Genomic DNA, 15,937 nt, shown 5'->3' on the forward strand with positions numbered 1-15,937 from the left:
GGCTACGCCTTACAATATGAGTTTGCGGTGAATGCGGCGCCTAATCAACGCAATTTCTGCGTCGATTACTATTGAGCTATGCGTAGAATGTCGCAATTATCGACGCGAAAGGTGCGTCGATTATGCCTTACATCCATGAACTCCAAGAGTGGCCCCACTTCCGCTGGGATGTGGCAGGCATTGCTGCGCGTCTGGGCGACGTTCGTCATGCGCAGGGGAAATTGTCGGGGCGCATGGAGAATCTCGGCTTCACACTGCGCGACGAGGCCGTACTCCGAACCCTGACCGACGACGTGGTGAAGTCGAGCGAGATTGAAGGGGAGAAGCTCGACACGGATCAAGTTCGTTCGTCCATCGCGCATCGTCTTGGCATGGACATCGGCGGTCTTCCTGCAGCCGATCGAGATATCGAAGGTGTCGTCGAGATGATGCTCGACGCAACGCAGAACTACGGGGCGCCCCTGACCACCGAGCGGCTCTTCGATTGGCATGCGGCATTGTTCCCGACCGGCCGGAGCGGGATGAGAAAGATCATTGTCGGCGCTTGGCGCAACGACAAAGAAGGGCCGATGCAAGTGGTCTCGGGCCCGATTGGCCGCGAGCGTATCCATTTCGAGGGGCCTCCCGCGGAGACGCTGCGTTCCGCAATGGATGTGTTTCTCGCTTGGTTCAATGCGCCACCCGACGTCGATCCGGTCGTTAAGGCCGGCCTCGCTCATCTGTGGTTCGTGACGATCCATCCCTTCGAGGATGGGAATGGTCGTATCGCGCGTGCGATCGCCGACATGGCGTTGGCGCGCTCCGAGAACAGCCCTCGACGCTTCTACAGTATGTCTAGCCGGATCAGAATTGAACGAACGGCCTACTACGATATCCTCGAGCAGACGCAAAAAGGCGACCTTGATTGTACCGAGTGGCTGACATGGTTCTTAACTTGCCTGGACCATGCGATCGCCGGTGCGGAGGGAACGCTCGCGGGCATCTTCGAACGACACGCGTTTTGGGAGCGGCACAAAACTTCGAGCTTGAACGAGCGCCAACGCATTCTGGTGGATCGTTTGCTACAGGGGTACGAAGGCAAACTCACGACAAAAAAGGCCGCGATCCATACGAAGACATCACACGATACGGCACTCCGTGACATCGACGATCTGGTCAAGCGCGGAATCTTGCAAAAAAATCCAGGCGGCGGCCGCAGCGTTAGTTACTCGCTAGTTAGTACGTAACTCCAAAAATTTTAAGTGAAAGCAGACGCGGCTAAATTGCGCCCCATAATCCGAATGAGGCCAGTCTCAGTGGATATGAAATCAGGAATAGTTTAGTGATAATTATTAATGGCCTTTGATTGCTGAGACTTAAAATTGAATCCGAGGATGACTGCTTGATGCTCAAACTCGCGCTCGAACAAGTTCAAGCCGCGTTACTTCCCCACGATTTGTAACACGGGGGGCTCAAAATACACGAACGCCAGATGCCAGTTCCAGCCACAACCCGCAAAGGCCAAGTCACGGTGCGGGGCCTTCGGCCCACACCTAGCCGCGGAGCGCATGGCGAGCCCTTCGGTCTTGAGCCGAGGCGGGGTCAAGGCTGGCGAAGCCACCGCGCGAAGCGCGGCTCGGTCTTGACGCCGACTCGGCCAAGACCGCCCTTCGAGCCATGCCGCTTCGCGGCGATATCGGAAAAATAGGTCAGTAAGCGCGTCTATTTATCTCGTTGAGATTCAAAGATTCCCGAAAAAATCTACATGTCGCGAATTTTCCTGGAATCGCCAACGTAACGTTACGTATACGCACCGCGCCGGTTTTCGAGTCCGGGCTATGCCGTCTCAGCGATTCGCATGGATCGCGGAAAGGAACGGCTCGGCATGGAAATTCCCCGGCTTTTGGCCCAAGGCCTCGATAGCCTGTACGTCTCGTTTTGGCTCGACGTGGCTTGCGGCGATCTCGACTTCGACGATCTCGCTTTCCGCAAGGAACAGCTCCGGCAATCACGGAATGTCGGTTTCGCGGAAGTACGGCTCGGGCGGGAACACTTCGCGCTCAAGCCTTTCGGCCGTCACCCCTATCCGTTCGTTCTCGCGAACGATGCTTTCGAATTGCGGCTTGGCGAACATCTGCGCCCAGCCTGCTATGTGCAGTTCGCCAGCAAGGGGCTTTGGCTTTCAGGTCTCGAGGGGACGATATCCCGGTTTCGTGAGTGGGCCGCATCGTGCCGTCTGCTTGAAACCCGACCCGAGCAAGTCTCGCGCGCCGATTGGGCGTTCGACTATCATTTGCCTGTGGCGGACTTTACGGCTGGGAATTTCGTCACACGTGCGACCAAGAGCGCCGTTTGGGCCGAACACGGCGCCAATCAGTCTTTCCAAATCGGCAAAGGCGACACGGTTATCCGCGTTTACGATAAAATCGCGGAGATCGAGCAACAAAGTGCAAAGGCATGGCTCTTCGAAATCTGGGGACGGCAAACCGAAGTTTGGCGCGTCGAATTCCAGGTACGCCGGGAGCGCTTAGCCCTTGGAGGGATCGGTACGCTGGCTTCGCTGCATGACGAGGGCGGAGACCTGCTGCGGGAGCTCGCAACCAAGCACACTTCCCTACGACAGCCTTCAACGGATGCCAATCGATCCCGCTGGCCCCTCCACCCGCTTTGGCTAGCCGTACTACGGGACATCGATCGGCTGCCCCAGACCGGCTTGATCCGCGCGATCGATCCGGGGGGATCGATCGAGTGGCGGCTCTTCCAGCAGGCGAAGTCGCTCTACGGCTCGCTGAAGGGCCTCGGGGCGCTTTTGAGCATCCGGGGCGGGAAACCCGCTCCAAAGAGTCTGGCGGGCATCCTAGGCGATTTGCCGGGCATTTTAGCGCGGCACCATAGTGAGCCCGAATGGCACGCCGACCTTGAGCGGCGCATGACCGGATACCGGCTCGGCCAATGGTGAACCGTCATGTCATCGAGTTGGTGAATCTCCGGCTCACGCGATTGTTGACGGTCGCGGAAGCCGCGATGGCTCCCGAACAATTCCGCGCTTTCCGGAAGATCGCGCTAGATGAATTCGGATGGGCGGGATTGCGCAAGGACCTGGACGATGCGGGAAGGGCTGGATCGGGACGAAATTGAGCGCTCGAACGCGAGGCCGCACACGTAACGTTAACGTTACGTAGGCCAAGGCGCTCGCCAACGTAACGTTACGTTGGCTGACGGTTCGGGGCGCGACACGGAAAGGCAAGGGCCGGAAAACTTCGGCAAAGAAAGGAGGTTCATATGCTTTGCGATCAAATCGATCCAGCGGCACGGCCGTGCCCAAGGGAATTTCCCAGCCTGCCAAGCCGTTTGCTTCACGCGGAAAACGGGCTGCCGTTCCGACGCTGAAGATACTGGATGACCTACCGGCATTTCTGCCAATCTGCGATGCCGAGGCCGCGCTCTTGGAAGCGAATTGCCATGACCTGCTTGCCGCGATACTCGACGCGTCGGACAGCCGATAGGCGGGGCCAATGACACTACGTGCCGCGCTCTATCTTCGCGTTTCGACAGCCCGACAGGCCGAGCAAGATTTATCAATACCGGATCAGCGGCGGCAGGCAGAAGCGTTCTGCAGCCGCCAAGGCTGGTCCGTCGCGGCGGAGTACGAAGAACCAGGCGCCAGTGCCACGGACGACAAGCGGCCAGAGTTTCAGCGCATGATCGAGGACGCGAAGAAGTCGCCGCGCCCGTTCGATGTCGTGGTTGTGCATAGTTTCTCGCGGTTCTTTCGAGATGCGTTCCAGTCGGAACTCTACATCCGGACGCTTCGCAAATTCGGCGTAACGCTTCGGTCAATCACTCAGGAAATCGGTGACGATCCCTCGGGCAACATGGTGCGCCAGGTCGTAGCCATGTTTGACGAACACTCGAGCCGGGAGAATGCGAAGCACACGCTGCGAGGCATGCAAGAGAACGCGCGCCAAGGATTTTGGAATGGCTCGATGCCGCCTTTCGGCTATCGCACCTACGAAGCCGAGCGGCGCGGCGAAAAGATCAAAAAACGGCTGGAAATAGAACCGCGCGAGGCTGAGCTAGTCCGGCGGATATTCGCCCTGTATCTCGACGGCGAAGCGGGAAGCCCGCACGGGATCATCGCAATCGCGCATCGGCTTAATCGGTCGGGCGTTCGCTATCGCCAAGGCCGCGCGTTTTCGGCGGGGCTCATTCACAAAATCCTGACCCGAACGGCTTACAAGGGTGATCACTACTTCAACCGGACCGACTCCAAGACATTCGAACGCAAGCCCGAGTCGGCTTGGATACATTTTCCCGTTCCTGCGATCTTGGATGCGGCGCGCTTCGAAGCAGCACAGCACAAGCTAAGAGAAAGCAATCCGCGCGTTACGCCGCCGCGCGTGGTGAACGGCCCTACGCTGCTGACCGGCATTTTGCATTGCGCGGCGTGCGGCGGCGGAATGACCATGCGCACCGGGAAATCCGGCCAGTATCGTTACTACGCTTGTTCGGCAGCGATGCGTATGGGCAAAACCAAATGCGCCGGGCGCTCGGTGCCAATGGAACGTCTGGATAAGCTTGTCATCGATCACTTGTCGGAAAAGCTCTTTGCGCCGGATCGTTTGAATGCATTGCTTTCGGATCAGATCGCACGCGCCAAACGGAGCCGAACGACAAGCGAAGACAGAACGAAAGCACTACGCGCGGAAATAAGAGAAATCGAACGCGCGCAGTCTCGCCTCTACGAAGCTATTGAACGCGGGATCACATCGCTTGATGACGAAGCGCTCCGGAAGCGGCTCGGTGAGTTGAAAGCACGGCGCGAAGAGTGCCTACGGTTGGTCGCCGTAGCGTCGCATCGGGCAGGAGCGCCTGCGGCCGTGCTTTCGTCGGCCAGCATCGAAGCCTTCGGCCGCGCAATCCGCGAGCGCCTCGCGAGCCCAAATGCGGCTTTTCGGAAAGCCTATATCCGGCTCTTTGTCGCTCGGATCGAACTCGACGAAACCGAAGTTCGGATGTTCGGCCCGAAAGACCGCTTACTCGAGGGGATCGAAAACCCGCCGAGCGACGAAAAACCGGCGGTGCCCGGCTTTATACGCGCGTGGCGTCCCCGAGAGGAATCGAACCTCCGACCTACAGTTTAGGAAACTGCCGCTCTATCCTGCTGAGCTACGGGGACCAAGGCCACGCGGATGAGGCTTATAGCATAGGCCCCAAAACGCCGCCTAGTTGGCGGCGGGAACCGCCGCTTCGCGGGCGGCGCGATTGGCCGCCGCCTGCTGCATCGCCAAGCGATAAGCCACGTAATATTTATAGATATTGCCGACGTAATGGACCGTTTCGGCGCCCACGATGCGCGCCGCCGCGACCTCGACATTGTCGAACCAGACATTGGGATCGAGGCCCATTTGCGCCGCGCGACGGCGGAATTTGCGCAGATTCCCCGGCCCCGCGTTATAGGCGGCGAAGGTCAGCAGCGTGCGGTCGACGTCGTCGAGTTCGGGATCGTTGACGTAGCGCTTGCGCAACAGCGCCATCACCTCCGCCCCCGCCTTGATGTTGAGATCGGCGTCGTGCGCCACGCCCTTGATGGCGATGGGCGGGGCTTCGGCCGTGCTGGGCAGCAATTGCATGATGCCGACGGCGCCGCGCGGGCTGACTTGCGTCTGATCGAGGCGCGATTCCTGATAGCCCTGGGCGGCCAGCAGCAGGAAATCGATATTGGCGGCACCGGCATGGCGGCGGAAGCTTTCGACCATCGCTTCAAAACGCGCGGCATCGGCCGCGGCGGCGGCGTTGCGCACCGTCGCGCGCCCGCCGTAATAGCGGCGCAGGATCGTCGCGCCGAAAGCGGTCTTTTCCTTGCGCGCGGCGAAGAATTCGTCGAGCTCGGCCTTCAGCAACGGCGAATCGGGGCGGATCGCCCAGGCGATTTCTCCGCCGCTGTTGAACACGATATCGGGCCGCTGGGTCAGCTTCTTGTCCGCGCGCGCCCAAAACCCGGCGACATGCGAATCCGCGATCGCCCAGGGCAGCAAGCCGGCGGCGACCATCTGCAACACGTCTTCGGTCTGCAAGCGCGGCGAAAGCTTCACGATCTCGATCGGCGCCAGACCGCGCTTGGCGAAATCGGCGTTGATCGCGCCGATATGCTCGATATAGCTCGTACCCTCGCGCACCGGCATTTCGCGGCCCGCGAGATCGTCGAGCCCGGCGGGCTTGATGGGCGAAGCCGGGCCGGTCACGAGAATCTCGTCCACGCCGGTCAACCACGGCCGCGCGAAATCGACGATTTCCTCGCGCTTCGCGGTGATCGTGAGATTGGCGGCGACCGCATCGCCCCGCCCGTTCAGCAACGCCGCGAACATCTTGTCGCGCGGCGTGGGCACGAACACGACGCGGATCGGCAGGCCCTTTTTGGCGCGGCGCTTGTTGAGCCAGGTTTCGAATTCGCGGCCGAACTCGGCCGCCACGCCCATCTCGCGGCCCTTGTCGATGAAGAAATGGGTCTTGCTATAGGGCACGATCAGCCGGAACGCGCGCTCCGTCAGAATCGTGTCGAGATCGCCGGTGCGCACGCTGACCGTGGGAAGTGCAACCGGTTTGGCTTGAGCCGCGACCGGTGCCGGTGCGGCAAGCGCCGACAGCAACAGAATCGCGGCGGCGAGGCGCTTCATTGCGCCGCCGCGCCCGCTTTCGCCGCTTGATTGGCGCGGCCGAACCCGTCCACCGCGCGGATCACCGCCAGCGTCAGCACATAGATCAGCGCCACCATCACCGGCACCAGATCGACGCGGCCCATATCGATCAACACGCCCGCGACGAAGGGCCCGATCAGGAAACCGATGTCGAAGCCCGAATAGACCAGGCCGAAAGTGCGGCCCGTGGCGCCGGGCGGCGACACCTTCTTCACCAGCAAATCGCGCGACGCGGACGTGACGCCAATCGCGAAACCGGCCAGCACGAAGCAAAGCTCGGCGAAGCCGTAGCCTTGGCCGGGCAGCAGAATGGCGGCGATCGCGGCACCCGCGACCAGCAGCCCCACGCCCGCGACGAGCTCGTGGCGCTGGGTCGCGTCGGCCATGAAGCCGCCGATCAGAATGCCCACCGCCTGCGCCGCCAGGAAGAACGTCACCGCCAGCGTCGCGGTCTGGTAGTCGACCGAATGGATCAGCGACAGCGTGGCCGCCCCGAAGGATTGCACGGCGCCGCCCGCCATCGACGTCAGCGCCAGATAGGCGAAGGCGGTCAGCAAGGCCGGCATCGCCATCAGCTTGGCGAAGCCGCGCGCGATCTCGCGCGGGCTTTCCTTGCGGATCGCCGAGCCCGGGGCGGGCCCCGCCCCCAGCAGATCCTTCGCCTGCCAGACGATCAGCGCCTGGGAGAGACCATAGGCCAAAGCGAGGATCAACGCCGTGCGCCAGCCGAAGGTGAACGCCAGCGCCGAAAGCAGAACGGGCGCCGCCGCGTAGCCGATCGTGCCGCCGAAGGCGTGGATCGCGAAAGCGCGGCCGATCAAATGCGGCGACACGCGGCTCGACAGGATCGAAAAATCGGCCGGATGGAACACCGAATTGCCCGCGCCCGCCAGGAAGGCGAGCGGGAACAGCATCCAGAACTCGGTCGCGAAAGCCATGCCGCCCATGCCGATCGACAAGGCGGTCGTGCCCCAGGCCAGCGTCTGCCGTCCGCCATGGCGATCGACGATGATGCCCACGAAAGCCTGACCGAAACCGGACGCCGCGTAGAAGGTCGAGATCACCAGCGCCAACGCCGCGTAGCTCACGCCGAACTCCGCCTGCAACAGCGGGAACATCGGCGGCAGCGCGAATTGGAACAAATGGCTGGTCGAGTGGACGAGGCCCACGGTGCCGATCACCGCGACGTCGCGGGTGGGGATGGGCGAAGGGGCGGCTGCGGTCGCGGTCATATGGGGGTTACTCTGTCGGGATCGCGGCCGAAATTACGCCGCACATAATCGATACCGTCGGTTTCGGCGATATCGAGCGAAGCATGGGGCCGCGAAAGGGCGGAACGCTTGCCGTCCTCCCACACGCTCCACAGGTAATGGGGTTTGACGCCGGGCACGCGCCACGTCTCGATCATCAATTCGATCATCGCGGGCCCGCTCACAAGCGCTTGGCCCGTTCCATCGCGGCGACGAGCTGGGCGCGAATGCCCGGCTCCATCGCCGAATGGCCGGCATCGGCGACGACGTGATAGCGCGCTTCGGGCCAGGCCTTGGCCAGCAGATCGGCGCTGACGATCGGGCACACCATGTCGTAGCGGCCTTGCACGATCGTACCGGGGATGTGGCGCATGCGCGGCACATTGTCGATCAACGCGTTCTCCGCCATGAACAACCCGTTGCGGAAATAATGCGCCTCGATCCGCGCGAGCCCCAGCGCCATGCGATCTTCGGAGAAAGCCTGCACGGTTTCGGGGCTGGGCAGCAGCGTCGAGCACGAACCTTCGTAAGCGCTCCACGCCCGCGCGGCGGCGAGATGGATGGCGGGATCGGGGTCGATCAAGCGGCGCCAGTAATTGCCGAGCAGATCGGAACGCTCGTTTTCCGGCAGATGTTCGGCGAAGGCGCGCCACGCCTCGGGGAAGACGTTGCCGATGCCGTAGAGGAACCATTCGAGTTCCAACTTCCGGCCCAGGAAAATGCCGCGCAACGTCAGCGAGCGCACGCGTTCGGGATGGGTTTGCGCATAAGCCAGCGCCAGCGTCGAACCCCACGATCCGCCGAACACGTGCCAGCGATCGATGCCCAGATGCAGGCGCAAGCGCTCCATATCCGCAACCAAAAGCGGCGTCGTGTTGTCGTCGATCGCGCCATGCGGCGTGGATCGCCCCGCCCCGCGCTGGTCGAACACCACGATGCGATAGTGGTAGGGATCGAAGAACCGGCGATGCGCGGGTGTCGCACCCGCCCCCGGCCCGCCATGCAGGAAAATCACCGGCACGCCGCGGGGATTTCCGCTTTGCTCCCAATACATCGAATGCCGGTCGTCCAGGCGCAAAAAGCCCGTGCCGTAGGGATCGATGGGCGGAAAAAGATCGGTGCGCGAAGTCGCGTCGGGGGCGGGCATGACGGGGCACTTTGCGCCCGCGTTCCGGGCGGGGTCAAGCAGCAGGCAAGGCGTTGACGCGCATGCCTGGAACGCCGCAGAGTCGGGGCCGCATGAACCGCATGAACCGCTTTTACCGCCTTCGCGGCGCGCTGGTCGCGTCCGCCCTTGCCCTTTCGGCTTTGACGCTGGGCGCTTGCGCGCAAAACCAAGCGACCGGCCGCTCGCAATTCGTCACCATGTCGGCGGCCGACGAAGCCAAGATCGGCGCCGACGAGCATCCCAAGGTGCTCGAAGCGTTCGGCGGCGCCTATAACAATCCGCGCCTCGCCGCCTATGTGCAGCGCGTGGGCGAGCAGCTGGCGCGCCGCTCGGAGCTGCCCGATCTCAAATTCACCTTCACGGTGTTGAATTCGGACATCTACAACGCTTTCGCGCTGCCGGGCGGCTATGTCTACATCACACGCGGCTTGCTGGCGCTGATGGGCAGCGAGGCGGAACTCGCCTCCGTCCTCGGTCACGAGATCGGCCACGTCACCGCGCGCCACACGGCCGAGCGCATGGCGCAGACGACCGCCGCGAATATCGGCGCCACGATCTTCTCGATCGGCGTGGCGATCCTCACCGGCTCTGGCGACGCGGGCAATCTCGCGGGCCAAGCCTCGGGCGCCATTGCGGGCACGGTGCTCGCCTCCTATTCGCGCGAGCAGGAATTCGAGGCCGACAAGCTCGGCGTGCGCTACATGTCGGTCGTCGGCTACAACCCCGAGGAAGCGGCCGATATGCTCGCCAAGCTCGGCGAAGGCGCGCGCCTGGAAATGCAGATCGCCGGGCGCTCGCCCGATGAAGCCGATCAATTCTCGATCATGCAAACCCATCCGCGCACCGCCGATCGCGTGCGCGAAGCTTTGGCCGCCGCGCGCGCGCAAGGTTTGGTCGTGAACGCCAATCCGCGCGAGAACGTCGAGGAATATTACGCCGCGATCGACGGCATGGCGGTGGGCGGCGATGCCGATGCGGGCTTCGTGAAAGGCCGCATTTTCACCCATCCCAAGCTGCGCTTCCGCTTCGAAGCGCCCGAGAAATACCGGCTGAGCGACAGCCAGGACGCGGTGCGCGCCACCGGGCCCGACGGCGCGCAGATCACCTTCGACATGCGCCGCGGCCGCGCCACCGATCCCGCGACGTTCCTGACCGGCGAATGGGCGCGCGGCGCGCAGCTTTCGGGCGTGGAGCGCATCACGGTCAACGGCATGCAAGCCGCGACCGCCGCGACGCGGCTGCAAGGACAGAACGGGGCCGTCGATGCGCGGCTGGTCGCGATCCGCATGCCGGACGGCACGTATTTCCGCATCCTGTTCCTCGCCCCGCCGCAGGTGATGGCGCGCGAACAAGAAGGGTTCCGGCGCACGACCTATTCGGTGCGTTCGCTGACCGCGCAGGAAGCGCAAGCGGCCGAGCCATTGCGCATCCGCCTGGTGCGCGCCGCCGCCGGCGATAATTTCGACTCGCTCGCGCGCCGCATGACGGCGAATGACGGATTCGAGCGCGAGCGTTTCCGCATCATCAACGGGATGCGCGAAGGCGAAGCGCCGGTCGCCGGGCGGCTCTACAAAATCGTCGCGGAGCGCTGAGCCCCGTTCGGCCGCCAATCGTCGAACACCTCATGGTGAGCTTGTCGAACCATAAGGCGTTCGACGCCTCTGGTTGTTTTTCTCTGAATTTCATCGTTGACTTTACGTTCTCCGTGGACTAGTTTTGTACTCATGCGATCTGCCCGGCCTATTCGGGGGCATTTCGCCACGTGGTTTCATCCTGCTGGGTCTCTCATGTCGTCGTAAACCTTGTGCCGGCGCATCCGCGTTGGCCGCAATCGCGGAGTTTTGCCCGATGTCTGCCCTGCCCCGCCCGTTCGAAATGTCCGACGACGATTACGGCGTCCCGTTCCAGATGCCGGGGAATTCGTCGTCGTTCTTCGATTTGGATAGCGATGTCGGGTTGGGCTTTCCCACCCGCCGCGCCGACAACATCAAGGTCCAGACGATTCTCGGCAATGCCGGGGATCTCGACCTCGCCAAGACCGACGGCCCCACCGGCTGGGGGCTCTATACGCTCGACGACGCGATCCGCGGTTATCAGAAGCGCAACGATCTGAAGGTCGATGGCTGGCTGCGGCCGAGCGGGCCGACGATTTCCAAAATGCGCGACCAGTTTGGTACGACATTGGGCAAGTATCCGGCCCCCAGCCCGCGCGAGGTCGACGCGCATCACGACCGCCTCGCCCAAGGCGAGCCCGGCTTGCTGAACGGGACTTACGGCGAATTGAAACTCGCGCCGATCCCCGGCCTGCCGGCGCCGGACGCGGACATGACCGGGTCGAACCGCTCGATGGCCGACTATCTCCAGCGCCATCGCAGCGGTTTGGCAGACGCGCCCGAGACGCTCGCGGCTTATGTCCGCAATCAGGGCCTACCCGGCATCGTCCAGGCGCGCGACTTCGTGAACCAATGGGACCAGACCAAGCCCGGCCAGGGCGGCGACGCGATCCGCGCGATCCTGTCGGCGCTGGGCGACGCGCCCGACCTGCAACGCCAATTCTTTGGCGGCCCGATCGCCAATAACCAACCGATCGGGATTCGCATTGGCGATATGCGCGGCGAAATCAGCGATCTGGTGCATCGCCCCGGCGAAGATAAAGGCGTCGCAACACCGCTACCCCATCGCCCCGGCGAAGAAGGCCCGGCAGTCCGCCAGCCTTACGCGCCCTTGCCGCCGCTGTCGCGCGACGGGCTGCTCGATCCCGAGTACATCAAGGCGTTCAGCGAGCGCTTGGACGCCAAGCGCGCGTTCGAGGAACAAGAGCGCGCCAACGCCGTCTACGACGACGGCTTGCTCGACGCCAACAACTGGCCATCGCATTTGCGCGCCCGCTTGCTCGGCGATGCGCCGGTCAACGACGATACGAACCGGAACTTCAGTGGGAACGACCGGCTGCAGCTCGCCGATGCGCCGGAAGCGACAGACGAGAACGACGCCACGCCGGTTCAGATCGCGCAGGCACCGGATACCGAGGATGGACAACTCGCTCAAGCAAGCGATGCCCCGCCGGAGAGGAATCGCGCGGCGGCCGTCCCCGATCTCGACGATCTCGTGCGACAGGCGCAATCGTCAAAACGCTGGTTTGGCGAAAGCAAGGAATGCGTCGGCTTGGTGAAGAAGGCGGCGAATCTTGGCCATACATCGACCTGGCGCGCGGGCGACGCGATCAAGGCGACCGACGATCCCCCGCTGAAACCCGGCACCGCGATCGCTACGTTCCGCCCCGATAAGAACGGCGACATCCGCTATCCGCAGGATCGCGACAAGCCCGGAGAACCGCGCACCCGCCGTCACGCGGGGGTCTTCATGGGGTATGGCGAGCAAGGCGATCGGAAAGGTATTTTTGTTCTCGATCAGTTTAACGGAAGCGCCAGAGATCCGGCGCGAGATCAAGGACAAGCCCGGGTTCGCTTCTATCCCTTCGAGCGTCGGCAAGGCGAAGGTGGTTATAGCGCAGGTGAATTTTCGGCAATCCGCGCTAAACACCCATAGAGGACGATACGATGTTTAAATTAGCGACGATCGTTCTAGGTGGCTTATTGGCGGCAACTTTACAGCCATCGATTTGCGAGGCGGCTGAAGTCGTGACGCGTTGCCCACCAGCTTCACCGATAGATGGAAAATCGCCGTTGCACGACGTCACCTTGCTGCACTTTGGCGACGTGCCGCTCGGTGGTGGTATCGAGACAGCGTTGGCGATCGAGGATTCGCGCCACAGTTACGATCTTGTCGAAATGGAAGCATCTGATTTCCGTCATGCAGCTCTGGAGTGCACGTATGGCGAGATCGAAGCGGAAATAACACAAATCGTTAAAGTGCCGATCCCTGGCCTTCTGCTTCGCTGCGAAAGTATCAGTCGGCGTGTCTCGGCACATGACCGGGAATGGGATTTGGAGCGCTACTGGTGCACATCGCGGGTCGAATGATGCGTGGCGAGCGATCGAGACGCGACTGAGGGAGTTCGGCAATGTCCGCTATCGCTAGAATCTTGTTCTGCGCCATCACGCTCGTTCTTGCCGGCGCGGCGATGGCGGAGGAGAAGATCGAGCCCCCGCCGTATCCGAGAGAGAAGCCGGATATCCTCGATCCTCTTATCCCGCAACCCGACATTGATGAGTTGCGTCTTCGCCCGGCCGGCAATACGCCCGACGGGAAGATCGTGCGGACGTATCTTGTGACCGCAGAGGGCAAGCGGTTTTGGCAAGGCTCGGTGATCGGTGATCTCGGATTGAAGGGCATTTCGATTCTCATCGGTCGCCACCGCATCACCGGCGCCAAGCAGCCCGATCTCGTGTTCATGCTCGTGCCAACGAACGAGCCGGAGTATGGGGTCTACGGGCCGCTCGGTTGGGACGCAGCCGCGCTAGTAAAGCGCGACGGTAAATGGCGCATAGCCGTTTCAATGAGCGGCTATGGCGACAGGAAATCGGGGGTGATTTTGGTCCCGACCGAACCGATCTGGGGCACGTTCCCGGACCCGGATGATAAGGTGACCGGATTCGGACCGATCTTCCAAGTGCCGCCGTCGCGCGACGGGCGTCCGACAATGATCAATAACGAGAACGGCGTTTTTTGGGATGGCCAGGAATGGCAGTTTTTCTGTTGGCGCCATTGCACCGAGGGGACGGGATAACCGGCCCTAATACGCGTTTTCCTTGCCGAGCACGGCGATCGGCGTCAGCGCCAGGATCTTCAGATCGAAGATCAGCGACCAATTATCGATGTAGTAAAGGTCGAACTGCACGCGCCGGCGCATCTTCTCGGGCGTGTCGGTTTCGCCGCGCAAGCCGTTGACCTGCGCCCAGCCGGTGATGCCCGGCTTCACGCGGTGACGAGCGAGATAATCGTCGATGATCTTGGCGTATTGCTCGTTGTGTGCCACCGCGTGCGGGCGCGGGCCGACCAGCGACATGTCGCCCTTCAGCACGTTCAAAAGCTGCGGCAATTCGTCGAGCGAGGTCTTGCGCAGGAAACGGCCCACGCGCGTCACGCGCGGATCGTCGCGCGTCGCCTGAGGCACGTGCGGCGCCTCGACGCGGCCGTGATACATCGAGCGGAATTTGTAGACAACGATCGGGTTGTTCGCGAAGCCGTAGCGCGGCTGGCGGAACAGGATCGGCCCCGGGCTGTTGAGCTTGATGGCGAGCGCCACCAGCGCGAGCACCGGCGACAGCAGCACGAGAAGGATGGCGCCCAGCACGCGATCTTCGAGCGCCTTCAGCACCAGGCTCCAGCCCGAGAGCGGGCGCTCGAGCACCGACAACATCGGAATGCCGGCGATGGCGTGGAAACCGCGCGCGGGCAGATAGGTGCCGATGTAATCGGGGCAGAGCTTCACGTCGACCGGCACGGTCTTAAGCTTCTTGATGAGTTCCTGCAGATCCGACGACGCCTGCCACGGCATCGCGACGATGATCGCGTCGACCGCCCCGGTCTTCGAATGCGCGATCAGATCGTCGACCGTGCCCGCGACCTTGTGGCCTTCGAGTTCCGGCGGCAGCCGGTCCTTGCGATCGTCGAACACGCCGATGATCCGGTATTCATGCGTATCGACATCGGCGAGATGTTTGAGGAACGCGCGGCCCATCTCGCCCGCGCCGATCACCGCGACGTTCTGCGCAAGGCGCCCGTCGACGCGCCATTTGTCGAGCTGGAGCAGCAGCAGCAGGCGCACCAGGATCAGCGCGCCGAAGCCGAGCGCGAACCAGCCGATCATGAAGGCGCGACTGAAAGCGACCGAGGTCTGGGTGAAATAGGCGAGCGCGATCAGGCTCGCCATCACCGCCGTCCACGCCATCGCGATTTTGCCGAACTGGCTGGCGAGGCGCGACAGATTGGCGAAGACGTAAAGCCGCGCGAGCTGGAAAAAATTCGCGGCCAGAATCACCGCCGCCAGCACGGCGATCAGATAGAGATCGGGCAGCGACCAGGAATCGTGACGCGCCCAATACGCGACGATTGCGGCCAAAGCGACCGCACCCAGATCGGCCGCCCGCAACGCCCCCAGCACGAGGGTTTGCAGATCGGCCGCAACGACGGCGTTTTTACGTTTCATACCAATGTGTTGCCCGAGTATCGGGGAGTGCGAAGCGGGCGCGAGCATAGGGCAAATCTCCGTGCCACGAAAGCGTCGTCTCGGGACAGAACGGTTGAGAGGGGTGTAGGCTTCCACGGCGATGTTTCCGGAAGGCGATGATCCGCTCCTGCTTTGGGGGCTCTTGATCGTGCTGGGCTTGGCCGTGGGCCAGGCGCTGCGCTTGCGGTTGATGGCGCGCGCCGAGGCCAAGGCCGCCGCCGAAAGCGAAACCGAGGAAATCCGCATCGTTCGCCGCCAGCCGCTGCGTCCCGCCGTCGCCGGGCCCCGGACGACCGGATCGGTGCCCTTCGCCGCCAACGCCTCGGGGGCCGCCCCCGATCCCGAGGAAACCGTCCGGCGCCTCGCCCGCACGCTGATGAACTTGGCCGCCAAGCGCGATCCGCGCTCGGCCGCGATGGCGCGCCGCGCCTCGGCCCGCGTCACGGCTTTGGCCGCCGCCCACGGGATCGGCGGGCCGGATGTCGAACGCGCGGCGATGGCCGCGATGCTGGTGAAGCTCGGCCCCGCCGCGTTGCCGCCGTCCTTGCAGGTCGACGGGCCCGTCGGCGCCTTTCCGAGCGAGATCATGGATCACGCGCGCCTGGACGGGCCGATCCCCGAACTGGTACGTGCCGTGCGCGACGGCGCTTCGGTGCCGCCGCATTTGGAAAAACATGTCGCCCTTATCCGCGCGGCGATCGAGAACTGA

13 protein-coding genes and 1 tRNA gene are annotated in these 15,937 nt (G+C 63.0%); 8 read left to right on the forward strand and 6 right to left on the reverse strand.

What is annotated here, in order from left to right; all coding sequences use genetic code 11:
- The first annotated feature begins 122 nt into the window (after positions 1-122).
- The 3 genes from J0H39_00665 (at position 123) to J0H39_00675 (ending at position 5,123) form a co-directional block, all read left to right on the forward strand.
- Positions 123-1,226 carry a Fic family protein gene (locus J0H39_00665; GenBank protein MBN9495237.1) on the forward strand — a complete coding sequence of 368 codons (1,104 nt, stop codon included), beginning with the start codon at positions 123-125 and terminating at the stop codon, positions 1,224-1,226.
- Positions 1,227-1,837: 611 nt separating this feature from the next.
- The gene (locus J0H39_00670) at positions 1,838-2,938 is read left to right on the forward strand and encodes a hypothetical protein (GenBank protein ID MBN9495238.1); all 1,101 of its coding nucleotides are present in this window, start codon (positions 1,838-1,840) and stop codon (positions 2,936-2,938) included.
- Between the two features lie 556 nt (positions 2,939-3,494).
- Positions 3,495-5,123, forward strand: a complete 1,629-nt coding sequence (locus tag J0H39_00675; GenBank protein MBN9495239.1) for a recombinase family protein — start codon at positions 3,495-3,497, stop codon at positions 5,121-5,123.
- On the opposite strand, the gene J0H39_00680 is transcribed toward J0H39_00675, so the two are convergent.
- The 5 genes from J0H39_00680 to pip form a co-directional block, all read right to left on the reverse strand.
- Positions 5,082-5,158, reverse strand: a tRNA-Arg gene (locus tag J0H39_00680). The two genes, J0H39_00675 and J0H39_00680, sit on opposite strands and share 42 nt — an antisense overlap.
- A 46-nt stretch (positions 5,159-5,204) precedes the next feature.
- Complete coding sequence (locus tag J0H39_00685) at positions 5,205-6,656, reverse strand: lytic transglycosylase F (protein ID MBN9495240.1); 1,452 nt, start codon at positions 6,654-6,656, stop codon at positions 5,205-5,207.
- Positions 6,653-7,909 carry an MFS transporter gene (locus J0H39_00690; protein MBN9495241.1) on the reverse strand — a complete coding sequence of 419 codons (1,257 nt, stop codon included), beginning with the start codon at positions 7,907-7,909 and terminating at the stop codon, positions 6,653-6,655. Before J0H39_00690 ends, J0H39_00685 begins: the two co-directional genes overlap by 4 nt.
- Complete coding sequence (locus J0H39_00695) at positions 7,906-8,097, reverse strand: hypothetical protein (GenBank protein ID MBN9495242.1); 192 nt, start codon at positions 8,095-8,097, stop codon at positions 7,906-7,908. The genes J0H39_00690 and J0H39_00695 overlap by 4 nt, the downstream gene beginning before the upstream one ends.
- An 11-nt stretch (positions 8,098-8,108) precedes the next feature.
- Positions 8,109-9,074, reverse strand: coding sequence for a prolyl aminopeptidase (pip, locus tag J0H39_00700; GenBank protein MBN9495243.1), 966 nt, complete (start codon positions 9,072-9,074; stop codon positions 8,109-8,111).
- 101 nt (positions 9,075-9,175) lie between these two features.
- Between pip and J0H39_00705 the strand changes: the two genes are divergently transcribed.
- The 4 genes from J0H39_00705 to J0H39_00720 all read left to right on the forward strand — a co-directional run bounded on the left by J0H39_00705 (position 9,176) and on the right by J0H39_00720 (position 13,785).
- The gene (locus tag J0H39_00705) at positions 9,176-10,687 is read left to right on the forward strand and encodes a M48 family metalloprotease (protein MBN9495244.1); all 1,512 of its coding nucleotides are present in this window, start codon (positions 9,176-9,178) and stop codon (positions 10,685-10,687) included.
- A 256-nt stretch (positions 10,688-10,943) separates the two neighbouring features.
- The gene (locus J0H39_00710) at positions 10,944-12,644 is read left to right on the forward strand and encodes a BPSL0067 family protein (GenBank protein MBN9495245.1); all 1,701 of its coding nucleotides are present in this window, start codon (positions 10,944-10,946) and stop codon (positions 12,642-12,644) included.
- An 11-nt stretch (positions 12,645-12,655) separates the two neighbouring features.
- On the forward strand, positions 12,656-13,078 hold the full coding sequence (locus J0H39_00715; GenBank protein ID MBN9495246.1) for a hypothetical protein: 423 nt from the start codon (positions 12,656-12,658) through the stop codon (positions 13,076-13,078).
- 41 nt (positions 13,079-13,119) lie between these two features.
- Positions 13,120-13,785 (forward strand): hypothetical protein, encoded by a 666-nt coding sequence (locus J0H39_00720; protein MBN9495247.1) that lies wholly within the window; start codon positions 13,120-13,122, stop codon positions 13,783-13,785.
- Between the two features lie 6 nt (positions 13,786-13,791).
- Here J0H39_00720 and J0H39_00725 read toward each other — a convergent pair whose 3' ends face one another.
- Positions 13,792-15,207 (reverse strand): undecaprenyl-phosphate glucose phosphotransferase, encoded by a 1,416-nt coding sequence (locus J0H39_00725; GenBank protein ID MBN9495248.1) that lies wholly within the window; start codon positions 15,205-15,207, stop codon positions 13,792-13,794.
- Between the two features lie 121 nt (positions 15,208-15,328).
- Between J0H39_00725 and J0H39_00730 the strand changes: the two genes are divergently transcribed.
- Entirely contained in the window at positions 15,329-15,937 is a 609-nt protein-coding gene (locus J0H39_00730; protein MBN9495249.1) for a hypothetical protein, read from the forward strand.

Source organism: Alphaproteobacteria bacterium (assembly GCA_017308135.1).
GTDB lineage: Bacteria > Pseudomonadota > Alphaproteobacteria > CACIAM-22H2 > CACIAM-22H2 > Tagaea.

What these genes read in the sequence shown, in the direction of transcription:
- J0H39_00665 (MBN9495237.1), top strand. Translation starts at nt 123, where the DNA reads ATGCCTTACATCCATGAACTCCAAGAGTGGCCCCACTTCCGCTGGGAT.
- J0H39_00670 (MBN9495238.1), top strand. Translation starts at nt 1,838, where the DNA reads ATGGATCGCGGAAAGGAACGGCTCGGCATGGAAATTCCCCGGCTTTTG.
- J0H39_00675 (MBN9495239.1), top strand. Translation starts at nt 3,495, where the DNA reads ATGACACTACGTGCCGCGCTCTATCTTCGCGTTTCGACAGCCCGACAG.
- J0H39_00685 (MBN9495240.1), bottom strand. Translation starts at nt 6,656, where the DNA reads ATGAAGCGCCTCGCCGCCGCGATTCTGTTGCTGTCGGCGCTTGCCGCA.
- J0H39_00690 (MBN9495241.1), bottom strand. Translation starts at nt 7,909, where the DNA reads ATGACCGCGACCGCAGCCGCCCCTTCGCCCATCCCCACCCGCGACGTC.
- J0H39_00695 (MBN9495242.1), bottom strand. Translation starts at nt 8,097, where the DNA reads ATGATCGAATTGATGATCGAGACGTGGCGCGTGCCCGGCGTCAAACCC.
- pip (MBN9495243.1), bottom strand. Translation starts at nt 9,074, where the DNA reads ATGCCCGCCCCCGACGCGACTTCGCGCACCGATCTTTTTCCGCCCATC.
- J0H39_00705 (MBN9495244.1), top strand. Translation starts at nt 9,176, where the DNA reads ATGAACCGCTTTTACCGCCTTCGCGGCGCGCTGGTCGCGTCCGCCCTT.
- J0H39_00710 (MBN9495245.1), top strand. Translation starts at nt 10,944, where the DNA reads ATGTCTGCCCTGCCCCGCCCGTTCGAAATGTCCGACGACGATTACGGC.
- J0H39_00715 (MBN9495246.1), top strand. Translation starts at nt 12,656, where the DNA reads ATGTTTAAATTAGCGACGATCGTTCTAGGTGGCTTATTGGCGGCAACT.
- J0H39_00720 (MBN9495247.1), top strand. Translation starts at nt 13,120, where the DNA reads ATGTCCGCTATCGCTAGAATCTTGTTCTGCGCCATCACGCTCGTTCTT.
- J0H39_00725 (MBN9495248.1), bottom strand. Translation starts at nt 15,207, where the DNA reads ATGAAACGTAAAAACGCCGTCGTTGCGGCCGATCTGCAAACCCTCGTG.
- J0H39_00730 (MBN9495249.1), top strand. Translation starts at nt 15,329, where the DNA reads ATGTTTCCGGAAGGCGATGATCCGCTCCTGCTTTGGGGGCTCTTGATC.